Genomic DNA, 21,912 nt, shown 5'->3' with positions numbered 1-21,912 from the left:
CTGGCGTAGCGGTCGTGGTAGCGCAGGTGCCAGACCAGATCGGCGGTCCGCTCCCCGCGCCGGGTCAGGTGGTGGGCGACGCCGGTGACCCGGCCGGTCGCGGTGTCCGGCGTCGCGCCCGGATCGAACACCGCGCCGAGCACGGCGTGGCACGTCAGTGGGACCTCGTCGAGCGCCGCGAGTGCGGCTTCGATGGCGAGGCGCCCGGTGTGTTCGACGACGGGATCGAGCTCCCGGGGCGGCACGGGCATGGCCAGCACCGCATCGTCGGTGAACAGACCTGCTACGGAGGCGAATCGGCGGTCGTCGACCTGGGCGGCGTACCGGCAGACCAGGTCGTGCAACTCCATCCGGTCCGCGGCCGAGAGCGTCACGACAGGCCGAGCCGTTGTGCGCAGCCGGACAGCGCGTCCTTCGCCTCGGCCAGATCCGTGGTCGGCGGCATGGCCAGCACGATCCGGTCGGCGCCCTGCCCGGCCAGCTTCTCCGCGCGCTCGGGGTTGATCCGGGTGACCAGATGACCGAGGGAAAGCTCCAGCGCGTCGGGGTCCCGGCCCGCGCGGTCGGCCTCCTCACGCATCAGCGCCACCAGGGAGGCGAGTTCGTCGCCGGCCACACCCAACGGCTGGAGCCCGTCGCCGTGGCGTCCGGCCCGCCGGGCCGCCGCCCGGCTGTGCCCGCCGATGTGGATCGGCACCCCGCCGGGCCGTACGGGCTTCGGGTAGCTCATGGCGCCGTGGAAGTCGAAGAACTCGCCGTGGTGGTCGACGCCGTTCTCCGAGGTGTCCGACCACAGCTCACGGAGGACCGCGAGCTGTTCGTCGGCGCGCCTGCCGCGGGTCTCGAAGCGGGTGCCGCAGGCCTCGACCTCCTCCTTCATCCAGCCCATGCCGGCGCAGACCCGCAGCCGGCCGCCGGAGAGCGCGTCAATGCTCGCGAGGCGCTTGGCCAGTACGACGGGGTGGTGGTTGGGCAGCACCAGCACGCCGGTGGCCAGGCCGAGGGTGGTGGTCCGCCCGGCCAGGAAGGCCAGGAGGTCGAGGGGGTCGGGGATGTCGCAGGTGTCTGCCAGCTCCATCTTCCCGGAGGTGTCATAGGGGTACACGCTGGAGTAGCGACTGATGACCACGGCGTGTTCCACGGCCACTATCGACTCGAAGCCGCACGCCTCCACATGCCGGGCGAACTCGGAGATCCACTCCGGACTCGCGGTGGTACCTGCTCCGACGGGGGCTATCACAGCAAACTTCATGGCAGCGACCGTAGCTGCGACACCGCGCGGGGCACGGCCGGATTCCCGGTGACCGGGAGGCGGTGCCGGTGCGGGTCATCGGTCCCGGTCATCGGGACGTACCGGCCGGGGCCGTGGCCGTCGTGACAGCTTCCCCGCAGTGGGGCGCAGGACGGGCCCGGGTCTTCAACCCCGGCCCCGGATTCGTGGTCACGGAGGCAGCCGCCGCGCGCGGCGCGGCCGGCCACGGCCGACGCCGCCGAGAGGGACCGCTTCCTCGGCGAGGTCATCCGGACCCCGGAGCTCGTGGCCGACCGCGGCCTGCTCCCGCGCTGACCGGCGGGAGCGTGCGCGGCCACGGCGCCCCGACGCGAAGCCGTCGTCCCGGCGGTCGGGGACAAGACCGGGGTCCCGGCGCACCCGGGGCGGGGACAACCGGAGGCCGGACCACCCGAGCCCGTCAGAGGCCGCTGTCTCCCACCGTGCTCACCCCGCCCCGCCGGCCCCGTTCGCCACCAGGTAGCGGGCGGGGAACTCCCCGCCGCCGTGCACTGCCAGATCCGCCCCGTTGATGTATCCGGACAGATCGCCCGCGAGGAACAGACAGGCACGCGCGACATCGTCGGGGACCGCCATCCGTCCCATCGGAATGACGCCCGCCACCGCCGCCCCGCCGTCCGGGCCGTAGACCGCCGCCGCGCTCTCGGTGCGGATCAGGCCCGTGGTGATGTGGTTGACCCGGACCGCCGGCGCCCACTCCAGTGCCAGCGCCTTGGTGAGGGCCAGCAGTCCGGCCTTGGCCGCCGTGTAGGCCGCGGTGCCCGGCTGCGGGTCCTGGCCGGAGACGCTCCCGATGTTGATGACCGACCCACCACCCTCCTGATCCCGCATGACCCGGTTCGCCGCCTGCGCCACATAGAACGGCGCGAGGAGGTTGAGGGCCACGATCTTCTCCACGAAGCGCGGCGACACGGTGGCCGCGTCGGCGTCCGGCGAGCCGCCCGCGTTGTTGACCAGCACGTCGAGCCTGCCGAAGCGTTCCACGGCGGTGTCCACCAGCGAGGAGGCCGCCGCCGGATCACGCACATCGGCAGGGACGAACAGCGCCTGACGGCCGCCGGCCGCCGGCGGGCTGTCGGGGGTGTTGCGGCCGCAGACCACCACGTCCGCCCCGGCGCCGAGGAACGCGCCGGCGATGGCGGCGCCGATTCCCTTGGTGCCGCCGGTGACCAGCACCACGCGCCCCGTGAAGTCCAACGGGTTGCCGATGTCCATCTGTTGCACGCCCTTCTCCGATTGCAGGACCCCGCTCATCGCGCGGCCAGACCGAGCCCGGCGGCGAGCCGTGCCCGGTGGTGGGCGGGCGGTCCGAACAACTCGCCCGCCCCGTGCGCCCGCTTGAAGTAGCGATGCGCGTCGTGCTCCCAGGTGACGCCGATCCCGCCGTGCAGCTGGATCATTTCGCCGGCCACCGCCGAGAACGCCTCGGAGCAGACCGACTTCGCGACGGCGGCCGCCCGCGGCAGCGCGCCCGGGTCCTCGTCGGCGGCGAAGGCGGCACCCAGCGCCACCGAACGCGCCGACTCCACCAGGACATAGGCGTCCGCCAGCCGGTGCTTGACCGCCTGGAACGAGCCGATGGGCCGCCCGAACTGGACCCGGTCCCGCGCGTATCCGACGGTGAGCTCCAGACAGCGGCCGGCCGCGCCCACCTGCTCCGCGGCCAGTGCCGTGCACGCCAGGTCCCGCACATGGTCCAGGACCCGCCCGCCGTCACCGTCCCCGCCCAGCAGACGCGCCTCGGCACCCTCCAGCACCCACCGGGCCAGGGCCCGTGTGCCGTCCATGGCCACGACCGGCTCCCGGCGCACTCCGGGGGCGTCGGGCGCCACCTCGAAGAGCGACACACCGGCGGCCGTACGGGCCGCGACGATCAGCACGTCAATTCCTGGCCAGTCCAGTACGTGTTCCTTGACCCCGCTGACCAGCCAGCCGCCGCCGGGAAGCGGCTCGGCCCCGGCACGCATCGCGACAGGGTCCCAGGAACCCCGCTCGGCCCAGGCCAACGTGCCCACCGAGGTGCCCTCGGCGAGTCCGGGCAGCAGCCGCCCGCACGTCTCCTTGTCACCGGAGGCCGTCAGAGCCCCCACCGTGAGCACGGCGGAGCCCAGACACGGCAGCGGGCTCAGGCTCCGGCCCAGTTCCTCCATCAGTACATGGACGTCCCTGGCCCCGCCGCCCGCCCCGCCGTGCTCCTCGGGTACGGCGAGACCGACGGCCCCGATCTGCTCGGCCAACGGCCCCCAGGCGTCTGCGGACTGATGCCGGGTCAGCACCGACCGCACGGCCGACCGCAGTTCTTCCTGCTCCTCAGTCAGCCTCATCCGGCTGCTCCCCTCGGTGTGCGCTCAGACGGCCAGTACACGGGCCCGGCACGCGGCCGGGGTGCCCCACGCGTCGCGCAGGGGCCGGGCCTTGCGGATCCACAGGGACAGGTCCAGCTCGTCGGTGTAGCCCACGGCGCCGTGCAGCTGCAGGGCGGTGCGGGCCGCCCCGTACGCGGCCTCGCCCGCCGTGACCTTGGCGGCGGCGATATCGCGCCCGGCCCCGTCGTCGCCGGCGGCGAGCGCGAGCGCGGCGCCGTGCACCAGTGGCTCGGCGAACTCCAGGGCCAGCAGGGTGTCGGCCAGCCGGTGCTTGACCGCCTGGAAGGAGCCGATCGCCACCCCGAACTGCGTCCGCTGGGTGACGTGGGCGACGGTACGGGCCAGCAGGGTCCGGCCGACCCCCAGGGCCTGGGCGGCCGTGGCGAGCGCGGCCACATCGGCCGCGTACCCTGCGGCGGCCGTCACCGCCGCGCCCCGGGCGAGGACCGTGCCGTCCGACGGACGCGCCAGCCGCCGCGCCGGATCGGCCGATGGCTGGACGGGACCCGCGCCCGTGGCGACACGCAGGATGTCGCCGTCCACCACGAGCACCAGGTCGGCCATGTCGGCGTCCAGTGCGTAGGGGCCGAGCGCGGTGAGGCAGAGCGAGGCCGCGGACTTGCCCGATGCGATGCCGGGCAGCCGGCCGGCGGCGGCGGGACGATCGCCGAGGCGGTCCAGGAGGGCTGCCGCGGCCACCGTCTCCACCAGGGGTCCGGGAACGGCATGCCGCCCCAGGACCTCGAAGGCGATGGCCAGTTCGACGGGCCGTGGGCCGAATCCGTCGTGCTCCTCCGGTACCGCGAGGGCGAACACCCCGGCCTCGGCCAGCCGGGCCCAGACGGCCCGCCCCGGCCCGTGGTCGCCGGTCGCCCAGGACCGGATCGCGGCCGGAGTGTCGCAGGAGGTGAGAAGGCCGTCGAGGGAGCGGGCGAACTCCCGCTGCTCGGCGTCGGGGAAGAAGCGCATCACCGGCGTCCCTTCGGCAGGCCGAGCAGCCGCTCGGCGATGATGTCGCGCTGGATCTCGTTGGTGCCGGCGTATATGGGCCCGGCCAGGGAGAAGGTGTAGCCCTCCGCCCAGCCGCCGGCCGCGGGCGATTCGCCGGCGTGGTCGGCGAGTTCGCCGTACGGGCCGAGCACGTCGAGCGCCGTCTCGTGCAGGGCGATGTCGAGCTCGGACCAGTAGATCTTGTTGAGGCTGGAGGCGGCCCCGGCGGGCCCGCCCTCCTCGTGCAGCACGCGGGAGGCACCCGCGTAGGAGAAGAGCCGGTAGGCGCGGGCCCCGATCACCGCGTCGGCGACCCGGTCGCGCAGCGCCGTGTCAGCCGGGTCACCGTGTTCGCGCCACAGAGCGGTGAGCCGCTCGGCTGCGGCCGTGAAACGTCCCGGGCTGCGCAGGGTGAGCCCGCGTTCGTTGCCCGTGGTGCTCATCGCGACCCGCCAGCCCTGGCCCGGCTCGCCGATGACGTCCTCGTCCGGCACGAACACCTCGTCCAGGAAGAGTTCGGCGAACGCGGGCTTCCCGTCGAGCCGTCCGATCGGGCGGACCGTGACGCCCTCGGCGTCCAGCGGGAACATCAGATACGTCAGCCCCCGGTGCGGCCGGTCCGCGTCCGGGTCGCTGCGGAACAGTCCGAAGGCCCGGTCGGCGAAGGCGGCCCGGGAGGACCAGGTCTTCTGGCCACTGATCAGCCAGCCGCCCTCGGCCCGTACGGCCGTCGACTTGAGCGAGGCGAGATCCGAGCCGGACTCCGGCTCCGACCAGGCCTGCGCCCAGATGACCTCACCACGCGCCATCGCGGGCAGGATCCGGGCCCGCTGCTCGGCGGTGCCGTGCTCGAAGAGGGTCGGGGCCAGCAGGTTGATGCCGTTCTGGCTGACCCGGCCGGGAGCACCGGCTGCGTAGTACTCCTCCTCGAAGACCAGCCAGCGCAGCAGGGAGCCGCCGCGCCCGCCGAACTCCTCGGGCCAGGACACCACCGACCAGCGGTCGGCGGCCAGCGTGGCCTCCCACTCCCGGTGGGCGGCGAAGCCCCCGGCGGTCTCCAGGGACGGCAGGGGAGCGGCCGGGACACGGTCGGCCAGCCAGTCGCGTACCTCGGTACGGAACTCCTCGTCGGCCGCGTCGAAGTCGAGGTCCATCAGGCACCCGCCTCCTTCATCGCCCGGATGTCCATGCCGCCGAGCGCGTCGGGCGCGGTCTCGGCGTTGTGGGCGTGCGCCAGGTGGTGCAGACCGAACACCGAGTCCATGCCGGTGTGCATTCCCTGCAGGTCCTCGGCCTGGTTGACGGCGCGCTTGGTGAGGGCCAGGCCCAGGCGCGGCATCTCCGAGATGCGCAGCGCCAACTCACGTGTCCGCTCGGGCAGTTCCACCCTGGGGACGACGCGGTTGACCATGCCGACCTCGTAGGCGCGCTGCGCGCTCATCCGGTCGCCGGTGTACAGGAACTCCTTGGCGATCCGTGGTGGCATGACCCAGGGGTGGGCGAAGTACTCGACACCGGGGATGCCCATGCGGACCACGGGATCGGCGAAGAAGGCGTCCTCGGAGGCGACGATCAGGTCACACACCCAGGCCAGCATCAGACCGCCCGCCACACACGCGCCCTGCACGGAGGCGATGACCGGCTTGGGCAGCTCCCGCCACCGGCGGCACATCCCCAGATACACCTCGGACTCGCGGGCGAAGCGGCTCTCGGCGCCCTCCTTGTCCGAGTGGTCCCACCAGAGTCCCGCCCGGCGTTCGAACGGCAGATGGGCGTCCCGCTCGGGGGTGCCGATGTCGTGGCCGGCGGAGAAGTGCTTGCCCGCCCCGGCGAGTACGACGGTCTTCACCTCGCTGTCGTCGGCCGCTCGGTAGAACGCCCGGTCCAGGGCGTAGGTCATCGCGGAGTTCTGCGCGTTTCGGTAGTCGGGCCGGTTCATGGTCACCGTCGCGACCGGGCCCTGCTTCTCGTAGCGCACCGGTTCGTCATGGGCAGCGGACATCGGCCCCTCCTTCCCTAACAAGTGTTTGGTAGATTAACGTACCCCCATGAGCAGCGTCGAGGAGTTCCGCACCGAGATCCGCGGCTGGCTGGCCGCCAACCTCACGGGTTCCTTCGCCGGCCTGCGCGGCCGCGGAGGCCCGGGACGTGAGCACGAGGCATTCGCCGAACGGCTCGCCTGGGAGCGGCACATGGCGGCCGAGGGGTGGACCTGCGTGGGCTGGCCCGAGGAGTACGGCGGCCGGGGCGCGACCATCGAGCAGCAGGTCGCCTTCCACGAGGAGTACGCCCTGGCCGACGCCCCCGCGCGGGTCAACCACATCGGGGAGCAGCTGCTCGGCCCGACCCTGGTGGCCTTCGGCACACCGGAGCAGCGGGCCCGGTTCCTGCCGCCGATCGTCGCCGTCGAGGAGCTGTGGTGCCAGGGATACAGCGAGCCGGACGCCGGGTCCGACCTGGCGAACGTGCGGACCAGGGCCGAGCGGGACGGCGAGGACTGGGTCGTCACCGGGCAGAAGACCTGGACGTCACTCGCCCACGAGGCGCAGTGGTGCTTCGTGGTCGCCCGTACCGAGCCCGGCTCGTCCCGCCACCGGGGCCTGTCCTATCTCCTGGTCCCGTTGAACGGGACCGGCGTGGAGATCCGGCCGATCACCCAGCTGACCGGCACCTCCGAGTTCAACGAGGTCTTCTTCGACGGAGCCCGCACCCGCGCCGAGCACATCGTCGGCGCCCCGGGCGACGGCTGGCGGGTGGCCATGGCCACCCTCGGATTCGAACGCGGCGTCTCCACCCTCGGCCAGCAGGTCGGCTTCCGGCGCGAGCTGGAGACCCTCATCGACGTGGCCCGGCGCAACGGCGCCGCCGACGACCCGCTGATCCGCGACCGGCTCGCCCGTGCCTGGACCGGTCTGGAGACCATCCGGTGCAACGCCCTGCGCATGCTCGACGGCGTGGCAGCCGGCGCACCCGGGCCCGAGGCGTCCATCGGGAAGATCTTCTGGGCCACCTGGCACCGCGAACTGGGTGAACTGGCCATGAGCGTGCTGGGCGCCGGCGGCATGACCGCAGCCGGCGAGCCGTACGAACTCGACGACTGGCAGCGGCTGTTCCTCTTCTCCCGCGCCGACACCATCTACGCCGGGTCCAACGAGATCCAGCGCAACATCATCGCCGAGCGCGTCCTCGGCCTGCCCAAGGAGATCCGCCCGTGACCACTCAGCCGGCCTATGTAGCAGGGCACTCCCTTCTGGACGGACGCACCGCGGTGATCACCGCTGCGGCGGGCGCGGGGATCGGCGGCGCGACGGCCCGCAGGTTCCTGGAGGAGGGCGCCCGGATCGTGATCGGCGACGCCCACGAACGCCGCCTGGGGGAGAGCGCCGCCGCCCTAGCAGAGGAGTTCGGCGCGGAGAACGTCGCCGCGCTGCCCTGCGATGTCACCGACCAGGAGCAGGTCGACGCCCTGTTCGCCTTCGCCGCGCAGCGCCACGGCGGCCTGGACATCGTCGTCAACAACGCGGGTCTGGGCGGCACCGCCGACCTCGTCGACATGGCCGACGAACAGTGGTCGAAGGTCCTCGACGTCACCCTGAACGGCACCTTCCGCTGCACCCGCACCGCCCTGCGCCACCTCAAGGACAGCGACACCGGCGGCATCGTCGTCAACAACGCCTCCGTCGTCGGCTGGCGCGCCCAGCGCGGCCAGGCGCACTACGCCGCCGCGAAGGCGGGCGTCATGGCCCTGACCCGCTGCGCCGCCCTGGAGGCCGCCGACTTCGGGGTCCGCGTCAACGCCGTCGCCCCCAGCCTGGCCATGCATCCGCACCTGGTGAAGGTCACCACCCCGGACCTGCTGGCCGAACTCACCGAACGCGAGGCCTTCGGCCGGTACGCCGAGCCCTGGGAGATCGCCAATGTCATCGTCTTCCTGGCCAGCGGCTACTCCTCCTACATGACGGGCGAGACCGTATCCGTCAGCAGTCAGAGGGCGTGAGCGCCATCGCCCAGAGCGCCAACGCCGAACGACGCGCCGAACTCCTGGCGACCGCAGCCGAGGTGTTCGCCGCGCAGGGCTACAACGCCACCACCGTCCGCCGCATCGCGGACGAGGCGGGGCTGCTCGCGGGCAGTCTCTACTACCACTTCGACTCCAAGGAGTCGATGCTGGACGAGATCCTTTCGGCCTTCCTGGACGAGCTGTGGGCGGGCTACGGCACCGTCCTCGCCGCCGGACTCGGACCCCGGGAAACCATCGAGGCACTCGTCACCCAGTCCTTCCGGCAGATCGACCGGCACGGACCCGCGGTCGCCATCTACCAGAAGGAGTCCAGGCACCTCTCCGCCCAGCCACGCTTCGGCTATCTCACCGGTTCCCGGGCGAAGTTCGAGGACGCCTGGCTGCGCACGCTGGAACGCGGCGTCGCCGAGCGGGCGTTCCGCAGCGATCTGGACGTCCGGCTGGTCTACCGGTTCGTCCGCGACACCGTCTGGGTGGCCGCCTCCTGGTACCGCCCCGGCGGCACCCACAGCCCGGAGGAGATCGCCCGCCAGTACCTGTCCATGGTTCTCGAAGGCATCACCCCCCGAATCTGACCCAGCATCATGTCCCTCACGAAGGAGCAGTCATGGCCGAGGCATACATCGTCGAAGCGGTACGCACCCCGGTCGGCCGGCGCAAGGGCGGGCTGTCCGCCGTCCACCCCGCCGACCTCGGGGCCCATGTCATCAAGGCGCTGGTCGAGCGCACCGGGGTCGACCCGGCCGCGGTGGAGGACGTCGTCTTCGGCTGCCTGGACACCGTCGGCCCGCAGGCCGGAGACATCGCCCGCACCGCGTGGCTCGCCGCGGGCCTGCCCGAGGAGGTGCCCGGTACCACCGTCGACCGGCAGTGCGGCTCCTCCCAGCAGGCCGTCCACTTCGCCGCCCAGGGCGTGCTGTCCGGTACCCAGGACCTGGTCGTGGCGGGCGGTACCCAGAACATGTCGATGATCCCCATCGCCTTCGCCAGCCGCCAGGCCGCCGAACCGCTCGGGCTGACCGAGGGCCCGTACGCGGGCTCGGAGGGCTGGCGCGCCCGCTACGGCGACGCCCCCGTCAACCAGTTCCACGGCGCCGAACTCATCGCCGAGAAGTGGGACATCACCCGCGGGGACATGGAGGAGTTCGCGCTGCGCTCGCACCAGCGGGCCCTGCGCGCCATCGACGAGGGCCGCTTCGCCCGTGAGACCGTCGCGTACGGCGACGTCACGGTGGACGAGGGGCCGCGCCGCGACACCTCGCTGGAGAAGATGGCGGGCCTCAAGCCGGTGGTCGAGGGCGGCAGGCTGACCGCCGGGGTCTCCTCGCAGGTGTCCGACGGCGCCTCGGCGCTGCTCATCGCCTCCGAGCGGGCCGTCGCCGAACACGGACTGACGCCCCGGGCCCGCATCCACCACCTCTCGGTGCGCGGCGAGGACCCGATCCGGATGCTGTCCGCACCCATTCCGGCGACGGCGTACGCGCTGAAGAAGGCCGGGATGTCCATCGGTGACATCGACCTGGTGGAGATCAACGAGGCCTTCGCGCCGGTCGTCCTGGCCTGGCTGAAGGAGACGGGCGCCGACCCGGACAAGGTCAACGTCAACGGTGGCGCCATCGCGCTCGGCCACCCGCTGGGCGCCACCGGCGCCAAGCTGATGACGACACTGCTGCACGAACTGGAGCGCACCGGCGGCCGCTACGGTCTGCAGACCATGTGCGAGGGCGGCGGTCAGGCCAACGTCACCGTCATCGAGCGCCTCTGAACGCCGGACCCCGCGACCGTTGCCGGTGGCCCCGTCGAAGGGCGGCGCCACCGGGACCGGTCTCGGAGCCCGGTCTCACGTACTCATTTCACAGCTTTCGGCGCGATCACTAAACATCTGACGTCTGATCTTAGGTAGGGTCACCCTTGGACCGTGAACCGAGGGGGTAAAAGATGGCCGAAGTGCAGCGGCGCTTCAGGGCGCTCCCGCCCGAGGCGCCGGGCGGGAGGGGTGCCTTGCGGCGGGCGACCACGACCGGCCAGATCAAGGACTTCATCCTGGTCGAGGGCTTGCGTCCCGGGGATCTGCTGCCCACCGAGACCGAGCTCTGTGAGCGTCTCGGCGTGTCCCGCTCCAGCGTGCGGGAGGCGGTGCGCACCCTGTCGACGCTCGGCATCGTCGATGTCCGGCACGGCCACGGTACGTACGTGGGTGCCATGTCGCTCGACGCCCTCGTCGAAATGCTCGTCTTCCGCGGGGTGCTGAGTCCGGGCGACGATCTGCGTGCTCTGCGCGACGTGGTCGAGATCCGTCAGGTGCTCGACCACGGAATGGCCGAGCGCATCGTGGCGAGCCTGGCGGGCACGTCCAACCCTGATCTGCACGCGCTGGTGGACGAGATGGTCGCCGTGGCCGCGGAAGGGCGCACCTTCCCGGAGCAGGACCGCGCGTTCCACACCGGACTGCTGGTACGGCTGGACAACGCGCTGGTCGGACAGCTCGTCAGCGCGTTCTGGGAAGTACACACCGTGGTGGTGCCCACCCTCGGGCTTTCCGTCGCCGCCGACATGGACCAGACGGCGCGAGCGCACGGGCTGATGCTCGACGCGGCCGAGGCAGGCGACGCCCGCGCCTTCCACGCGGCGGTGACGGCTCACTACGACCCCATCGGCAAGGCGCTCGGAGTGACGACGACATGACCGGCGAGACGGTCTCGCCCGAGACTCATCCGCACTGGAGACCCGACATCATGAACACGGAACGGCCTGTCGCTCTGGTGGGCGCGTATGCGGCGCTGCCCTCCCTGCGCGGCGACCAGGAACACTTCTACGACGGGCTCGCCGGCCGGGGGATCGCCGACGGTCTTGAGATCCCGTTCCGCGACGGCCTCGGAGCGGACATCCGGTGGCTGGCCGCACAGGTGCGTGGCCGTTTCACCCGCTCGGTGATCACGCTGATTCCCGGCACGATGGTGCGCGTGGGGGCTTGTGGCACCTTCGGGCTCGCCTCCGGGGACCACGACGGCCGGCGGGCGGCGCTCGCGTTCCTCCGCGAGGCCCGTATCGCCGCCGAGGAGCTGAACCAGCTCACCGGCGAGCAGTCGGTCTCCGCCATCCACATCCACACCGCACCCTCGAAGACTGCCGTGGGGGCCATGTTCGCCCGTTCTCTCGACGAGATCGCGGCGAGCGCACCCGCCGCGGGCCCCTGGTCCACCCGGCTCGTACTGGAGCACTGCGACGCCTACGCGCCCACTGTCCCGGGCGAGAAGCAGTTCCTTCCGCTGGAGGACGAGATCCCCCTCGCACGCGAAGGGGGGATCGGCATCACCGTGAACTGGGGCCGTTCGGCGATCGAGGCGCAGGACGCGGGTCGGCCGCTCGCCCAGATCCGCCGGCTCGTCTCAGAGGGCCTGTTGGAGGGCGTCATGTTCTCCGGCGCGGGCCCGGCCGCGAACGAGTTCGGGGGACCGTGGGCGGACGCGCACCTGCCCCTCACCGAGGACGAGCCCACCTCCCTCATGGACGCCGACGAGGTGCGCCGTTGTCTGCGCGCGGCCGCAGGCGCGTTCTCCTATGCGGGGGCGAAGATCCAGGCTGCCGGTGACGCCACCGTCGAGGAGAGGCTCACGACGGTGGGTCACGTCATGCGGCTCGTCTCCGAGCGCGAGGCCGCCCCGGCCCCCGCGCCCGCCGGGGCCACCGTGCGCCCCTGAGCTCTGCCGGCGGGCCTCACGTCGTCCTCGGCCGCCACCCGCTCTCGTCGAGGAGCATGCGGATCGGTGGGAGTGCGTCGTCCGCGAGGCACCCCCACCGGGCGCGTCCGGGCGCCGGGTGTGCTTCAGAAGGTGATGACGATCTTGCCGTGGACGTGGCGTCCGGCTTGCAGTGCCACGGCCTCCCGGATCTGCTCGACCGGGAACGCGGCGGCGACCGGCACGGTGATCCGGCCGGCGAGGACCGCGTCGGTGATCCGCTCCATGGCGTCCGGTTCCGCGTCGGAGCCGCCGGTCGGGCGCACGCCGCCGGGCGGCTTGGGCCCCGCCGCGATCGTGGAGATCCGCTCGGGCGGTACGCCGAGCGCGAGCGCGGTCTCCGCCGTCTCGGTCCCGAACAGGTCGGTCGCAGCTGTCACGCCCCCGGGGGCCAGCGCCCGCACCCGGCCGGCCAGACCGGCGCCGTATGCCACGGGCTCGGCGCCCAGCTCCCGCAGGAAGCCGAACGTGCTCTCCGAGGCGGTGCCGATCACCCGGGCTCCGGCGAGCTTCGCGAGCTGCACGGCGAACACGCCCACACCGCCGGCGGCGCCGCCGATCAGGAGGGTGTCGCCGGACCGCAGGCCGATCGCCGCCAGAGCGGCGGCGGCGGTCATGCCGGCGACCGGAAGCGTGCTCGCGATCCGGTCGCTGATGCCGTCCGGCGTATGGAAGAGCGCGTCGGGCGTCCCGGCGGGCGCCCCGACCACCACGAAATCGGCCGCGGCCCTGCACAGGGCGCCTCCGTGGACGCGGTCGCCCACGGCGAAGCCTTCGGCGCCGGCGCCGACCTCGTCCACCACGCCCGCGAAGTCGTGTCCGAAGCCGGACGGCAGGGTGACGCCGAACTGCGCCGCCGCCTCGGGCATCGAGGCGAGGATCCAGTCCATGGGGTTGAGGCCGGCGGCCGTCACCCGGACCCGGACCTCGCCGGGGCCGGCGTGCGGCTCCGGGATCTCGCGCAACTCCAGTACTTCGGGGCCTCCGAACGCCTCGTAAATGACGGCTCGGCTCATCGTGTACCTCCAGTGGACATAGTGACGGGACTTGGTCCTGTCACCGTACACCCGTGACGGGACCAAGTGCCGTAAGCTGCTCCCATGGCTCGCTGGCAACCCAACGCACCGGAGCGACTCGTCGTCGCCGCCCTCGATCTGTTCGCGGAGCGGGGCTACGAGAACACGACGGTGATCGACATCGCGGAGCGCGCCGGGCTGACCAAGAGCACCTTCTTCCGGCACTTCCCGGACAAGCGGGAAGTGCTCTTCGGCGGCGGTGGCGCGATGAGCGGTCTGCTCGACGAGGGGATCGCCGCGGCGCCCGGCACGGCCACCCCGCTCGAAGCGGTGGCTCACGGCCTGGACTCGATCGGCAGGGAGGTGTTCGTGCCCGCTCGTCGCGCATTCACCGCCCGGAGGCAGGCGGTGATCGCCGCCAACCCGGAACTGCGGGAACGCGAGGCGCTGAAGGGGCTCGGCCTCACCGCCCGGATGGCGGACGCGCTCAGGCGCCGCGGTGTCCCCGGTCTCACCGCGCGGGTGGCCGCGCAGCTGGGCGCGCTTGCCCTGACGATCACCTACGAGCGCTGGAGCGACACGGCCAACGCCGAAGAGTTCACTGACGTCGCACGGCGGGCGCTCGACGAAGTGCGAGCGGCCGGAGCGTCGTCCGTCTCCTGAAGCCCGGAGCGTCGGCCGTCTGCTGAGACGGCGTGGAGAAGGGGCGGCCCGGAGATCCGGACCGCCCCACCCGTCTGTACTCGCTGCGTCAGCCCGGCCCCGGGAGGGACTTCAGTGCGGCCTGCGCCTCGGTCATGATCCGCTCGACCAGCTCCGCGCAGGACGGCAGATCGCCGATCAGGCCGGCCACCTGCCCCGAGGCCATCACCCCGATGTCCGTACGCCCCTCGACCATGGAGGCCTTGAGCAGCATCGGGGTGTTGGCGGCCAGCAGCACCTGGCTCCAGGTCAGCTCCCGGCCGTGCTTCATCGCCAGCCCGTCACGGATCAGCTGGGGCCAGCTCGCACCTGACTCCTTCCGGAAGGCCGAAGCGTGCCGCACCGCCCTCAGCAGGGACGTCGCCCGGCCGGAGTGCTCCAGGGAGTCGACCATGCCGGTACGCAGCATGCGATGCGGCATGCCGTCCACCCGGTTGGTGACCGTGATGTCCTTGACGGTGGCGGACAGGTACTTCGCTTTCACCGCCGCCGGAACCGTGCTGTCGGAGGTGAGCAGGAAGCGCGTCCCCATCCCGATGCCGGCTGCCCCGAAGGCGAGCGCGGCGACCAGGCCGCGGCCGTCGTGGAAGCCGCCCGCCGCGATGACCGGAATGCCGACCGCGTCCACGACCTGCGGGAGCAGCACGGTGGTGGCCACGTCGCCGGTGTGACCGCCGCCCTCACCGCCCTGCACCATCACCGCGTCGGCGCCCCACGCTGCGACCTTCTCCGCGTGCCGCCGGGCGCCCACGGACGGGATGACGACGATGCCGGCGTCCTTGAGCCGCGCGATCAGCTCCTTCGACGGGGCGAGCGCGAACGACGCCACCCGCACACCCTCGTCGATCATGATTTGCACCCGCTCGCCCGCATCACCGGCGTCCGCCCGCAGATTGACGCCGAACGGCGCGTCCGTACGGGACTTGACCTCGCGCACCGCCGCGCGCAGCTGCTCGACGGTCATCGTCGCGGAGGCCAGGATGCCGAGCGCTCCCGCGTTCGCGGAGGCGGACACCAGCCGGGGGCCGGCCACCCAGCCCATCCCGGTCTGCACGATGGGGTACCGCACCCCGGTCAGCTCGGTGAGTGGGGTCGGCAACGGCACGGGCCCGGTCACGCGGGAACCTCGCGCTCGCGCAGCCCCTTCGGGTCGATGACCTCACGGATCAGGCTGAGTTCCGCCGCCGTGGGATCGCGGGTGAAGGGGACGTCGGCGGGGACGGTGAGGGCGAACCCGGTTGCCTCGGCGACCTGTTCGACGCTCACCCCGGGGTGCACCGAACGCAGCCGCATCGAACGGTCGGGGGTCTCGAAGTCGAAGACGCCCAGATTGCTGACGACTTCGGGGATGCGGTGGTACCGGGTCGCGGAGGGGCCGGCTGCGGCCGCCCGCTCGTAGCCCACACCGCTCACCATGTCGACGTGCTCCACGAACACCCGCGTCGAATGCTTGGGTACCCAGTAACTCGTGGGGTTGTTCAGGGTGTTGACGGGTGCGCCGCGCACCCCGAGCAACTGCCGGGCCGGCCGGGCCCAGTCGCCGATGCAGGAGATGTTCTGGTTGCCGTGCCGGTCGATCTGGCTGGCCCCCATCATCACGTGACGGCGGCCGGTGGCGGTGAGCATCAGATGCTGACGGAACGGCAGCCACCCCTCGATGCTCGCCGGCCCGGTCCCCACGGCGGGGGTGTCGGCCATCAGCAGCGCCTCACCGTCGGTCAGCAGCAGATCGGGCGAGAAGGTGAGCCTCGCCAGGCGCGCCCCGATGGCGGGGACGGTACCCATCGGGCTGGCGAGGATCTCCCCCGCGTCCCGCCAGGCCTCGGCGCAGGCCACCACGCAGTACTCGGCGCGGCTCGCCGTCCGGGCGCCGGTCGTCTCGGTGCTCATGCCTGCTCCTCCTCGTGGAACGCCGTGACGGCGGCCTGGTAGGCGGCCTCGTCGCCGGACAGGAACCGTTCGACGAAAGCGGGCCATGCCTCGGGATCCCTGGCGGCCTTCACGTACGCGCGCTGGAACGACTCGTCGCGGTCCCGGTCGGGGACGCAGGACGTGAAGTGCGCTCCGTTCGGAGTCTCGACCACCCCGTCCACGAACGGCCGCTTGACCAGCAGCGTCTGCGGCCCGTGCTCCTTCAGCAGGTCCGCCGTCTCCACGATCCGCTCGCACGACATGTACGCGTGGTCGGCGGCCTCGCAGAACAGGTCGTCGAAGTACGGGTCGGGGCCCAGGTACTGGCCGTTGCCCTGGGCGTCCGCGCGGTTCAGGTGGACCAGTGCGGCGTCCAGTCGCAGGGCCGGCGCCGCGACCAGTTTCTCCCCGTCCTCGTACGGTGAAGTGACCGTGCGAAGTGCCGGGTTGACCTCCATCAGGTCCGAGCCGAGACCAGCCCGCACCGGCATGAACGGCAGCCGCTGCGCGCCCGCCGTCAGGCCCCACATCAGCATCGCCTCGTCGAGCTCGACCATCTCGAACGCGCCGCGCTGCCGGGCCGCGGTGAAGTGCGGCTCCAGCGGTATCGAGTCCAGGGTCCCGAACGCCGCGACCAGCTTGCGGATCCTCCCCGCAGCGGCGAGCAGGCCCACGTCGGGGCCGCCGTACGACACCACGGTCAGATCGGTGACATCCGAACGCAGCAACGCCCGGACCAGGGCCATCGGTTTACGGCGCGAGCCCCAGCCGCCGATCCCGACCGTCATACCGCTCTCCAGCCGGCCGACGACGTCGTCGGCCGTCATCGTCTTGTCCTGTGTCACGTCTGCTGCTCCTTGTCCGTGCCGAAGGTGTCGCGCACGCGGTCGGCGACGCCGCTGAGGTTGGCCTCGAAGGTGAAGCCCTGCTCGAAGCGGTAGCTGCGGCGTACGTCGACGGGGTCGATGCCGTTGATGGCGGCCTTGGCCAGCCGGATCAGATATCCGTCCTTGGCTGCGATCTCCCGGGCGAGATCCTGTGCGGCGGCGGCCAGCCGGTCGCGCGGGACGACGTCCCACACCGAGCCGTGCCCGTGCAGTTCACGGGCCGTCACGGTGCGGGAGGTGTAGTAGAGGGTCCGCATCAGATGCTGCGGGACCAGCCGGGCCAGATGGGTGGCCGCGCCGAGCGCGCCCCGGTCCAGCTCCGGCAGGCCGAAGGCCGCGTCCTCACTGGCCACGATCGCGTCCGCGTTGCCCACCAGGCCGATGCCGCCGCCAAGGCAGAAGCCCTGGACGGCGGCGACCACCGGCACCTCGCACTCGTAGACGGCGGCGAACGCCTCGAAACAGCCCCGGTTGGCGCCGATCAGCGCCTCGGGCCCGGTCGCGCGCTGCATCTCCTTGATGTCCACGCCCGCGTTGAATCCGCGGCCTTCTGCGGCGAGTACCACGCACCGGACGGCGAGGTCGGTCCCGGCGGCGCGGACCGCGTCGGCGAGGTCGTACCAGCCCTGTACGGGCAGGGCGTTGACCGGGGGATAGTCCACGGTGACGACGGCTACGCCCTCTTCCGGGACGGAGGTGGAGACACCCATGAGCAGATCAGCTACCTTTCCACCTAACGTTTGTTTGGTTCAAAGTAGCAGTGATACGGACGCCGCGGGAGGGCGTCACGCCACTCAGTGGTGACGGCACCCCGCCCCTTGCTGATGGAAAGGACACTCGTCATGACCTCATCGACCAGTCTGTGCACCGGACGTGTCGCCGTCGTCACCGGCGCGGGCCGCGGACTCGGCCGCGCCCACGCCCTGGCCTTCGCCGCCGAGGGCGCGAAGGTCGTCGTCAACGACCTCGGTGTGGGCCTCGACGGCTCGGGCACGGCCACCGGGCCCGCCCAGGAGGTCGTGGCGGAGATCCGCGCGGCCGGCGGTGAGGCCGTCGCGCACAACGGGGACATCGCGACCTCCGACGGAGCGGCCTCCCTGGTCGCGACCGCGCTCGACTCCTTCGGCCGGCTCGACACCCTGGTCAACAACGCCGGATTCCTCCGCGACCGGATGCTGGTCAACCTGGACGAGGACGACTGGGACGCCGTCATGCGCGTCCACCTCAAGGGCCACTTCCTGCCGCTCAAGCACGCGGCGGCACATTGGCGGGCCGAGGCGAAGGCCGGCCGGGCCCACCGGGCCCGGGTGGTCAACACCAGTTCCGGAGCCGGGCTGCTGGGCAGTGTCGGTCAGGGCAACTACGCTGCCGCCAAGGCCGGGATCGTCGGCCTGACCCTGGTGGCCGCTGCCGAGATGGGGCGTTACGGCGTCCAGGTCAACGCGATCGCCCCCGCCGCCCGCACCCGGATGACCGAGGAGACCTTCGCCGGGACCATGGCCGCACCCGCAGCGGGGGACTTCGACGCGATGGCCCCGGAGAACGTCTCGCCGCTCGTCGTATGGCTGGGATCCACACAGAGCGAAGGTGTCAGCGGCCGGGTCTTCGAGGCTGAGGCCGGACGGATCACCGTCATGGAGGGCTGGCGGCCGGGCCCCACCGCGGACAGGGGAGCCCGGTGGACCCCGGCCGAGGCCGGGGCGGCCGTGTCCGGACTGCTGGCCGCGGCCGAGACCCCGCAGCCGGTGTACGGGGCGCGCTGACGCCGTACCCGCCGCCGCAACGCGAGAGCGGCGGGGCCGAAATGACGCCAGGTCACTTCGGCCCCGCCGCGTCGCAGTTCAGGATCCCGCCGGCTTCCCGCGCACCCCCCGGCCCAGCAGCTCGGGGGACTCCGGACGGCCGTCCAGGATCCGGTTGGTCCGGATGACCACCTGCCAGCCCGGTCCCGGCCGGACGCGGCGCAGCCGCCAGTGGTTCGCGGTGGCCCGGCGTACGACGTACCGGCCCGCCTCGTGCACCACCATCAGCGAGTGGCAGACCGCCACGGCCTCGTCACCGTCGACCGTGATGTGCGGCGGACCCACGACATGTGCGCAGCCCTGGCGGATCCAGCCCTGGTGGGCGGGGGACCGCACCATCTCGCGGATCTGCTCCCGGCCCGCGAGGAAGATCTCGTCGATGTCGTACACACCGTCGGGTGCCCAGAGTGCCGCCACACCGTCCGCGTCGCCGCTGTCCACCAGCGGGCCGTACGAGGCCATCGTGCGCGCGATGTCGCGTTCGTCCTCCAGCAGCCGCAGCCGCGCCTCGACCGCGGCGAGCCGGTCCTCGCTCATGCCCGTGCCTCCTGGGCCGTCGCGGTGCCCGCAACTGCGGCGAGCGCCTCCAGCTGTTCGGCGTAATGGGCTGCCGACTCGGCCCTCAGTGAGACACTGACCAGCGTGGCACCGGCCTCGGACACCGTCCGCAGAGCCTCGGCCGCACCTTCCTCGTCACCGGACGGATCGAGCGGGCGGCCCGCGCTCAGCACCACCTCGAAACCTGCCGGGAGCGACGCCCCGCCGACCATGTCGCGCAACGTGGCCAGTGGCAGCCCGAACGGCACCCAGCCATCGCCGTACGCGAGCGCCCGGCGCAGCGAACGCGGCGTGCGGCCGCCGATCCACAACGGCACCCGGGCCTGCACCGCGTGCGGCTCCACCACAAGCCCCTCGTAGTCGAAGTGCTCGCCGTGGTAGGAGGGCTCACGCCTGGACAGCGAGGCGCGCAGCGCCGCGAGAGCGTCGTCGGCGATCGCGCCCCGCCCCTCGAAGGCCGCGCCGAGCAGCCGGAACTCCTCCTCCAGGCTGCCGACGCCGAGACCCAGCACAAGCCTCCCGCCCGACACCTGGTCGAGCGTGCCGTAGCGCTTCGCCAGCGCCAGCGGATGGTGGTAGCCGAGCACCAGGACCTGCGTGGCGAACCGAATCCGCCGGGTCCTGGCGGCCAGATACCCGAACGTGGCGAGCGGATCCCAGTAGGTCCCGCCGCGCTGCTGCGCGATGTCCGCGGGGACCACGACATGTTCCGAGCAGGTCAGATGGTCGAAGCCGAGCCGGTCCGCGGCCTCGGCGACCGCCCCCAGCTCCTCGATGCCGGCGGTGCGCTCCCAGGGGGAGTGGACGCCGGGGACGGCCGTGACGACGGGACTGTTGATGCCGAGCCGCATGGGGAAACCTCTCTCGGGCAGGACGGTACGCGGAGCGGGAGCCATCCAAGTCGCCCGGGACACATCCGCGCAGGCACCGTCCCGGTGGGCGGGAGGCCGGGGGTGCGTCCCACTCAACGGAACCGCGTGGGCCGGACCCGCCCCGTGCGGGAGAACATCGTCGGCCGGCGGAAGGACGACAGCGTGCCCCGAACAAGCAGTGGGAGAACCCCCGCACATCCCACCTCGGCCAGACAGCACCAGCGCTACGCCCGGATCCTGCGGGTCGCCGCCCAGCTCGGTGCCGAGCACGGCATCGAACGGATGCAGATGCATGAGGTGGCCCGCGGCTCCGGCGTCGCGATTGCCACGCTGTACCGCTACTTCCCGTCCAAGACACACCTGTTCGCGGCCGTCCTGCACGACCAGGTGCGCCGCCTCGACGCCGGCACCCCGGCGCCGCAGCCGGGCACCGGGCCGGTCGAGGCGGTGACCGATCTGCTCACCGGGGCCAGCCGGCAGCTCTTCGAACACCCCCTGCTGGCTCTGGCGATGCTGCAGTCCAACAACGTCACCCACAGCGCCGGCGGCGTTCCGCCCACGGACGAGATCATCGTGGACCTGGTCCTGCGCACGGCGGGGGTGACCCGGCCCACCGACCTGGACCGGCGGGTGGTCCGCATCCTGGAACAGGCCTGGTACGGCCTGCTGACCACCGTCCTGTACGAACGCTCCTCGGCCCGGAGCGCACACGAAGGCATCCAGCTGGCCTGCCGCCTCCTGCTCGTGCCGTTCCTGGCGGACGGACGCCGCACCGGGCAGGACGCCTGACGCGTCATGGCACCGGGCCGTGTCCCGCGCCCGTCCGGTCAGCGGGACCGCATCCGCTGCGCGGGAGCCGATTCCCTAGGGTGAGGAAGCGGTCCGGCCCGCCCCGGCCGACGCACCGTTCCGCTGCCGCCGCGCCACTGCGCGACGCCCCCGACGGGCCCCGCCACCGACCCATCTGAGGAGTACCCATGTCACGCAATGTCGTCGTCACCGGATCCGGTTCCGGGATCGGTGCCGCACTCACCGCACTGCTGCGAGCCCAGGGGGACCAGGTGATCGGGGTGGATCTGAGCGGGAGCGAGGTCGACGCCGACCTGTCCACCTCCGAAGGCCGCGCCGCTGCCGCGGCGGCGGCCTGCGAGGCGGCCGGCGGCGTCGTGGACGCGGTCGTCACCTGCGCCGGGGTCTCCGTGCCTGGAACGGCGATGATCACGGTCAACTACTTCGGCACCACCGAGTTCCTGACGGCGCTGCGGCCCGCGCTGGCCGCGGCCGAGCACCCCCGGGTCGTGGCCATCGGCTCCATCTCCGGCACCCAGCCCGCCGACGCGGACGTCGTCGCCGCCTGTCTTGAAGGGGACGAGGCCAAAGCTCTGACACACGCCGAACGGGCCGTCGCCGCCGGCCGCGAGCGGCAGCTGTACCCCTCCTCCAAGTCGGCGATCGCCCAGTGGGCGCGGCGCACGGCGGTCGCCGACGGCTGGGCGGCTTCCGGCATCGCCGTGAACGTCATCGCGCCCGGCGTGGTGCTCACCCCGATGAGTGCCGGGCTCTTCGACGACCCGAAGATGAAGAAGATCATGGACGACGCGGTCCCGATGCCGCTCAACGGCTATATGCAGCCGGAGGATGTCGCACGGGCCGTGCAGTTCCTGGCCTCCGCCGCGAACACCCACATCACCGGGCAGGTCGTGTACGTCGACGGGGGCGCCGAGACGACCCTGCGGGGCCCCGCACACTTCTTAGA

Annotated in this window: 24 protein-coding genes; 10 read left to right on the top strand and 14 right to left on the bottom strand. The window is 72.3% G+C overall.

Annotated features, from left to right (window positions below):
• The 7 genes from ACFVW8_RS31325 to ACFVW8_RS31295 form a co-directional block, all read right to left on the bottom strand.
• The coding region (locus ACFVW8_RS31325) for a nuclear transport factor 2 family protein (protein ID WP_389695959.1) at nt 1-374 on the bottom strand (374 nt) is incomplete at its 3' end.
• The gene (locus ACFVW8_RS31320) at nt 371-1,252 is read right to left on the bottom strand and encodes an LLM class F420-dependent oxidoreductase (RefSeq protein ID WP_389695957.1); all 882 of its coding nucleotides are present in this window, start codon (nt 1,250-1,252) and stop codon (nt 371-373) included. The genes ACFVW8_RS31325 and ACFVW8_RS31320, both read right to left, overlap by 4 nt.
• 465 nt (nt 1,253-1,717) lie before the next feature.
• Nucleotides 1,718-2,506, bottom strand: coding sequence for an SDR family oxidoreductase (locus tag ACFVW8_RS31315; RefSeq protein ID WP_389695965.1), 789 nt, complete (start codon nt 2,504-2,506; stop codon nt 1,718-1,720).
• 35 nt (nt 2,507-2,541) lie between these two features.
• On the bottom strand, nt 2,542-3,615 hold the full coding sequence (locus ACFVW8_RS31310; protein ID WP_389695955.1) for an acyl-CoA dehydrogenase family protein: 1,074 nt from the start codon (nt 3,613-3,615) through the stop codon (nt 2,542-2,544).
• A gap of 24 nt (nt 3,616-3,639) precedes the next feature.
• Nucleotides 3,640-4,626 carry an acyl-CoA dehydrogenase family protein gene (locus ACFVW8_RS31305; RefSeq protein WP_389695953.1) on the bottom strand — a complete coding sequence of 329 codons (987 nt, stop codon included), beginning with the start codon at nt 4,624-4,626 and terminating at the stop codon, nt 3,640-3,642.
• On the bottom strand, nt 4,626-5,801 hold the full coding sequence (locus tag ACFVW8_RS31300) for an acyl-CoA dehydrogenase family protein (RefSeq protein ID WP_389695951.1): 1,176 nt from the start codon (nt 5,799-5,801) through the stop codon (nt 4,626-4,628). Before ACFVW8_RS31300 ends, ACFVW8_RS31305 begins: the two co-directional genes overlap by 1 nt.
• Nucleotides 5,801-6,649 carry an enoyl-CoA hydratase gene (locus ACFVW8_RS31295; protein WP_389695949.1) on the bottom strand — a complete coding sequence of 283 codons (849 nt, stop codon included), beginning with the start codon at nt 6,647-6,649 and terminating at the stop codon, nt 5,801-5,803. Before ACFVW8_RS31295 ends, ACFVW8_RS31300 begins: the two co-directional genes overlap by 1 nt.
• Before the next feature lie 46 nt (nt 6,650-6,695).
• Here ACFVW8_RS31295 and ACFVW8_RS31290 point away from each other — a divergent pair, with 46 nt between their 5' ends.
• The 6 genes from ACFVW8_RS31290 to ACFVW8_RS31265 all read left to right on the top strand — a co-directional run bounded on the left by ACFVW8_RS31290 (nt 6,696) and on the right by ACFVW8_RS31265 (nt 12,369).
• Nucleotides 6,696-7,862, top strand: coding sequence for an acyl-CoA dehydrogenase family protein (locus ACFVW8_RS31290; protein ID WP_389695947.1), 1,167 nt, complete (start codon nt 6,696-6,698; stop codon nt 7,860-7,862).
• Nucleotides 7,859-8,644: an SDR family oxidoreductase gene (locus ACFVW8_RS31285; RefSeq protein WP_389695945.1), complete on the top strand. Its 786-nt coding sequence runs from the start codon at nt 7,859-7,861 to the stop codon at nt 8,642-8,644. Before ACFVW8_RS31290 ends, ACFVW8_RS31285 begins: the two co-directional genes overlap by 4 nt.
• Nucleotides 8,641-9,243: a TetR/AcrR family transcriptional regulator gene (locus ACFVW8_RS31280; RefSeq protein ID WP_389695943.1), complete on the top strand. Its 603-nt coding sequence runs from the start codon at nt 8,641-8,643 to the stop codon at nt 9,241-9,243. The genes ACFVW8_RS31285 and ACFVW8_RS31280 overlap by 4 nt, the downstream gene beginning before the upstream one ends.
• A 32-nt stretch (nt 9,244-9,275) precedes the next feature.
• On the top strand, nt 9,276-10,433 hold the full coding sequence (locus ACFVW8_RS31275) for an acetyl-CoA C-acetyltransferase (protein ID WP_389695941.1): 1,158 nt from the start codon (nt 9,276-9,278) through the stop codon (nt 10,431-10,433).
• A 173-nt stretch (nt 10,434-10,606) separates the two neighbouring features.
• Entirely contained in the window at nt 10,607-11,353 is a 747-nt protein-coding gene (locus ACFVW8_RS31270) for a FadR/GntR family transcriptional regulator (RefSeq protein WP_389695939.1), read from the top strand.
• A 50-nt stretch (nt 11,354-11,403) separates the two neighbouring features.
• The gene (locus ACFVW8_RS31265) at nt 11,404-12,369 is read left to right on the top strand and encodes a DUF4862 family protein (protein WP_389695937.1); all 966 of its coding nucleotides are present in this window, start codon (nt 11,404-11,406) and stop codon (nt 12,367-12,369) included.
• Between the two features lie 125 nt (nt 12,370-12,494).
• Here the strand turns inward: ACFVW8_RS31265 and ACFVW8_RS31260 are convergent, their stop codons facing one another.
• The gene (locus ACFVW8_RS31260; protein ID WP_389695935.1) at nt 12,495-13,424 is read right to left on the bottom strand and encodes an NADP-dependent oxidoreductase; all 930 of its coding nucleotides are present in this window, start codon (nt 13,422-13,424) and stop codon (nt 12,495-12,497) included.
• 84 nt (nt 13,425-13,508) lie between these two features.
• On the opposite strand from ACFVW8_RS31260, the gene ACFVW8_RS31255 reads away from it, so the two are divergent.
• On the top strand, nt 13,509-14,087 hold the full coding sequence (locus ACFVW8_RS31255) for a TetR/AcrR family transcriptional regulator (RefSeq protein ID WP_389695933.1): 579 nt from the start codon (nt 13,509-13,511) through the stop codon (nt 14,085-14,087).
• Nucleotides 14,088-14,175: 88 nt separating this feature from the next.
• Here ACFVW8_RS31255 and ACFVW8_RS31250 read toward each other — a convergent pair whose 3' ends face one another.
• Genes ACFVW8_RS31250 through ACFVW8_RS31235 form a run of 4 tightly spaced genes read right to left on the bottom strand, consistent with a single transcriptional unit; the run spans nt 14,176 to nt 17,634 of the window.
• Nucleotides 14,176-15,225: an NAD(P)H-dependent flavin oxidoreductase gene (locus tag ACFVW8_RS31250; protein WP_389695963.1), complete on the bottom strand. Its 1,050-nt coding sequence runs from the start codon at nt 15,223-15,225 to the stop codon at nt 14,176-14,178.
• A gap of 14 nt (nt 15,226-15,239) precedes the next feature.
• Nucleotides 15,240-16,016, bottom strand: a complete 777-nt coding sequence (locus ACFVW8_RS31245; RefSeq protein ID WP_389695931.1) for a CoA-transferase subunit beta — start codon at nt 16,014-16,016, stop codon at nt 15,240-15,242.
• Complete coding sequence (locus ACFVW8_RS31240; protein WP_389695961.1) at nt 16,013-16,864, bottom strand: CoA transferase subunit A; 852 nt, start codon at nt 16,862-16,864, stop codon at nt 16,013-16,015. Before ACFVW8_RS31240 ends, ACFVW8_RS31245 begins: the two co-directional genes overlap by 4 nt.
• Nucleotides 16,865-16,878: 14 nt before the next feature.
• Nucleotides 16,879-17,634 carry an enoyl-CoA hydratase family protein gene (locus ACFVW8_RS31235; RefSeq protein WP_389695929.1) on the bottom strand — a complete coding sequence of 252 codons (756 nt, stop codon included), beginning with the start codon at nt 17,632-17,634 and terminating at the stop codon, nt 16,879-16,881.
• 132 nt (nt 17,635-17,766) lie between these two features.
• Here ACFVW8_RS31235 and ACFVW8_RS31230 point away from each other — a divergent pair, with 132 nt between their 5' ends.
• Entirely contained in the window at nt 17,767-18,687 is a 921-nt protein-coding gene (locus tag ACFVW8_RS31230) for an SDR family oxidoreductase (protein WP_389695927.1), read from the top strand.
• A gap of 78 nt (nt 18,688-18,765) precedes the next feature.
• Here ACFVW8_RS31230 and ACFVW8_RS31225 read toward each other — a convergent pair whose 3' ends face one another.
• On the bottom strand, nt 18,766-19,263 hold the full coding sequence (locus tag ACFVW8_RS31225; protein ID WP_389695925.1) for a nuclear transport factor 2 family protein: 498 nt from the start codon (nt 19,261-19,263) through the stop codon (nt 18,766-18,768).
• The gene (locus tag ACFVW8_RS31220; RefSeq protein ID WP_389695923.1) at nt 19,260-20,135 is read right to left on the bottom strand and encodes a TIGR03619 family F420-dependent LLM class oxidoreductase; all 876 of its coding nucleotides are present in this window, start codon (nt 20,133-20,135) and stop codon (nt 19,260-19,262) included. Before ACFVW8_RS31220 ends, ACFVW8_RS31225 begins: the two co-directional genes overlap by 4 nt.
• A 183-nt stretch (nt 20,136-20,318) precedes the next feature.
• Between ACFVW8_RS31220 and ACFVW8_RS31215 the strand changes: the two genes are divergently transcribed.
• Both ACFVW8_RS31215 and ACFVW8_RS31210 read left to right on the top strand, forming a co-directional pair.
• Nucleotides 20,319-20,945, top strand: a complete 627-nt coding sequence (locus tag ACFVW8_RS31215) for a TetR family transcriptional regulator (RefSeq protein ID WP_389695921.1) — start codon at nt 20,319-20,321, stop codon at nt 20,943-20,945.
• 188 nt (nt 20,946-21,133) lie between these two features.
• Nucleotides 21,134-21,912: SDR family oxidoreductase (locus tag ACFVW8_RS31210; RefSeq protein ID WP_389695919.1), on the top strand; the 779-nt coding region annotated here is incomplete at its 3' end.

The sequence above is a fragment of the Streptomyces sp. NPDC058221 genome, assembly GCF_042882365.1.
GTDB lineage: Bacteria > Actinomycetota > Actinomycetes > Streptomycetales > Streptomycetaceae > Streptomyces.
This window is presented reverse-complemented; position numbering and strand designations above follow the sequence as displayed.

What these genes read in the sequence shown, in the direction of transcription:
- ACFVW8_RS31320 (WP_389695957.1), bottom strand. Translation starts at nt 1,252, where the DNA reads ATGAAGTTTGCTGTGATAGCCCCCGTCGGAGCAGGTACCACCGCGAGT.
- ACFVW8_RS31315 (WP_389695965.1), bottom strand. Translation starts at nt 2,506, where the DNA reads ATGGACATCGGCAACCCGTTGGACTTCACGGGGCGCGTGGTGCTGGTC.
- ACFVW8_RS31310 (WP_389695955.1), bottom strand. Translation starts at nt 3,615, where the DNA reads ATGAGGCTGACTGAGGAGCAGGAAGAACTGCGGTCGGCCGTGCGGTCG.
- ACFVW8_RS31305 (WP_389695953.1), bottom strand. Translation starts at nt 4,626, where the DNA reads ATGCGCTTCTTCCCCGACGCCGAGCAGCGGGAGTTCGCCCGCTCCCTC.
- ACFVW8_RS31300 (WP_389695951.1), bottom strand. Translation starts at nt 5,801, where the DNA reads ATGGACCTCGACTTCGACGCGGCCGACGAGGAGTTCCGTACCGAGGTA.
- ACFVW8_RS31295 (WP_389695949.1), bottom strand. Translation starts at nt 6,649, where the DNA reads ATGTCCGCTGCCCATGACGAACCGGTGCGCTACGAGAAGCAGGGCCCG.
- ACFVW8_RS31290 (WP_389695947.1), top strand. Translation starts at nt 6,696, where the DNA reads ATGAGCAGCGTCGAGGAGTTCCGCACCGAGATCCGCGGCTGGCTGGCC.
- ACFVW8_RS31275 (WP_389695941.1), top strand. Translation starts at nt 9,276, where the DNA reads ATGGCCGAGGCATACATCGTCGAAGCGGTACGCACCCCGGTCGGCCGG.
- ACFVW8_RS31270 (WP_389695939.1), top strand. Translation starts at nt 10,607, where the DNA reads ATGGCCGAAGTGCAGCGGCGCTTCAGGGCGCTCCCGCCCGAGGCGCCG.
- ACFVW8_RS31265 (WP_389695937.1), top strand. Translation starts at nt 11,404, where the DNA reads ATGAACACGGAACGGCCTGTCGCTCTGGTGGGCGCGTATGCGGCGCTG.
- ACFVW8_RS31260 (WP_389695935.1), bottom strand. Translation starts at nt 13,424, where the DNA reads ATGAGCCGAGCCGTCATTTACGAGGCGTTCGGAGGCCCCGAAGTACTG.
- ACFVW8_RS31255 (WP_389695933.1), top strand. Translation starts at nt 13,509, where the DNA reads ATGGCTCGCTGGCAACCCAACGCACCGGAGCGACTCGTCGTCGCCGCC.
- ACFVW8_RS31245 (WP_389695931.1), bottom strand. Translation starts at nt 16,016, where the DNA reads ATGAGCACCGAGACGACCGGCGCCCGGACGGCGAGCCGCGCCGAGTAC.
- ACFVW8_RS31240 (WP_389695961.1), bottom strand. Translation starts at nt 16,864, where the DNA reads ATGACGGCCGACGACGTCGTCGGCCGGCTGGAGAGCGGTATGACGGTC.
- ACFVW8_RS31235 (WP_389695929.1), bottom strand. Translation starts at nt 17,634, where the DNA reads ATGGGTGTCTCCACCTCCGTCCCGGAAGAGGGCGTAGCCGTCGTCACC.
- ACFVW8_RS31230 (WP_389695927.1), top strand. Translation starts at nt 17,767, where the DNA reads ATGACCTCATCGACCAGTCTGTGCACCGGACGTGTCGCCGTCGTCACC.
- ACFVW8_RS31225 (WP_389695925.1), bottom strand. Translation starts at nt 19,263, where the DNA reads ATGAGCGAGGACCGGCTCGCCGCGGTCGAGGCGCGGCTGCGGCTGCTG.
- ACFVW8_RS31220 (WP_389695923.1), bottom strand. Translation starts at nt 20,135, where the DNA reads ATGCGGCTCGGCATCAACAGTCCCGTCGTCACGGCCGTCCCCGGCGTC.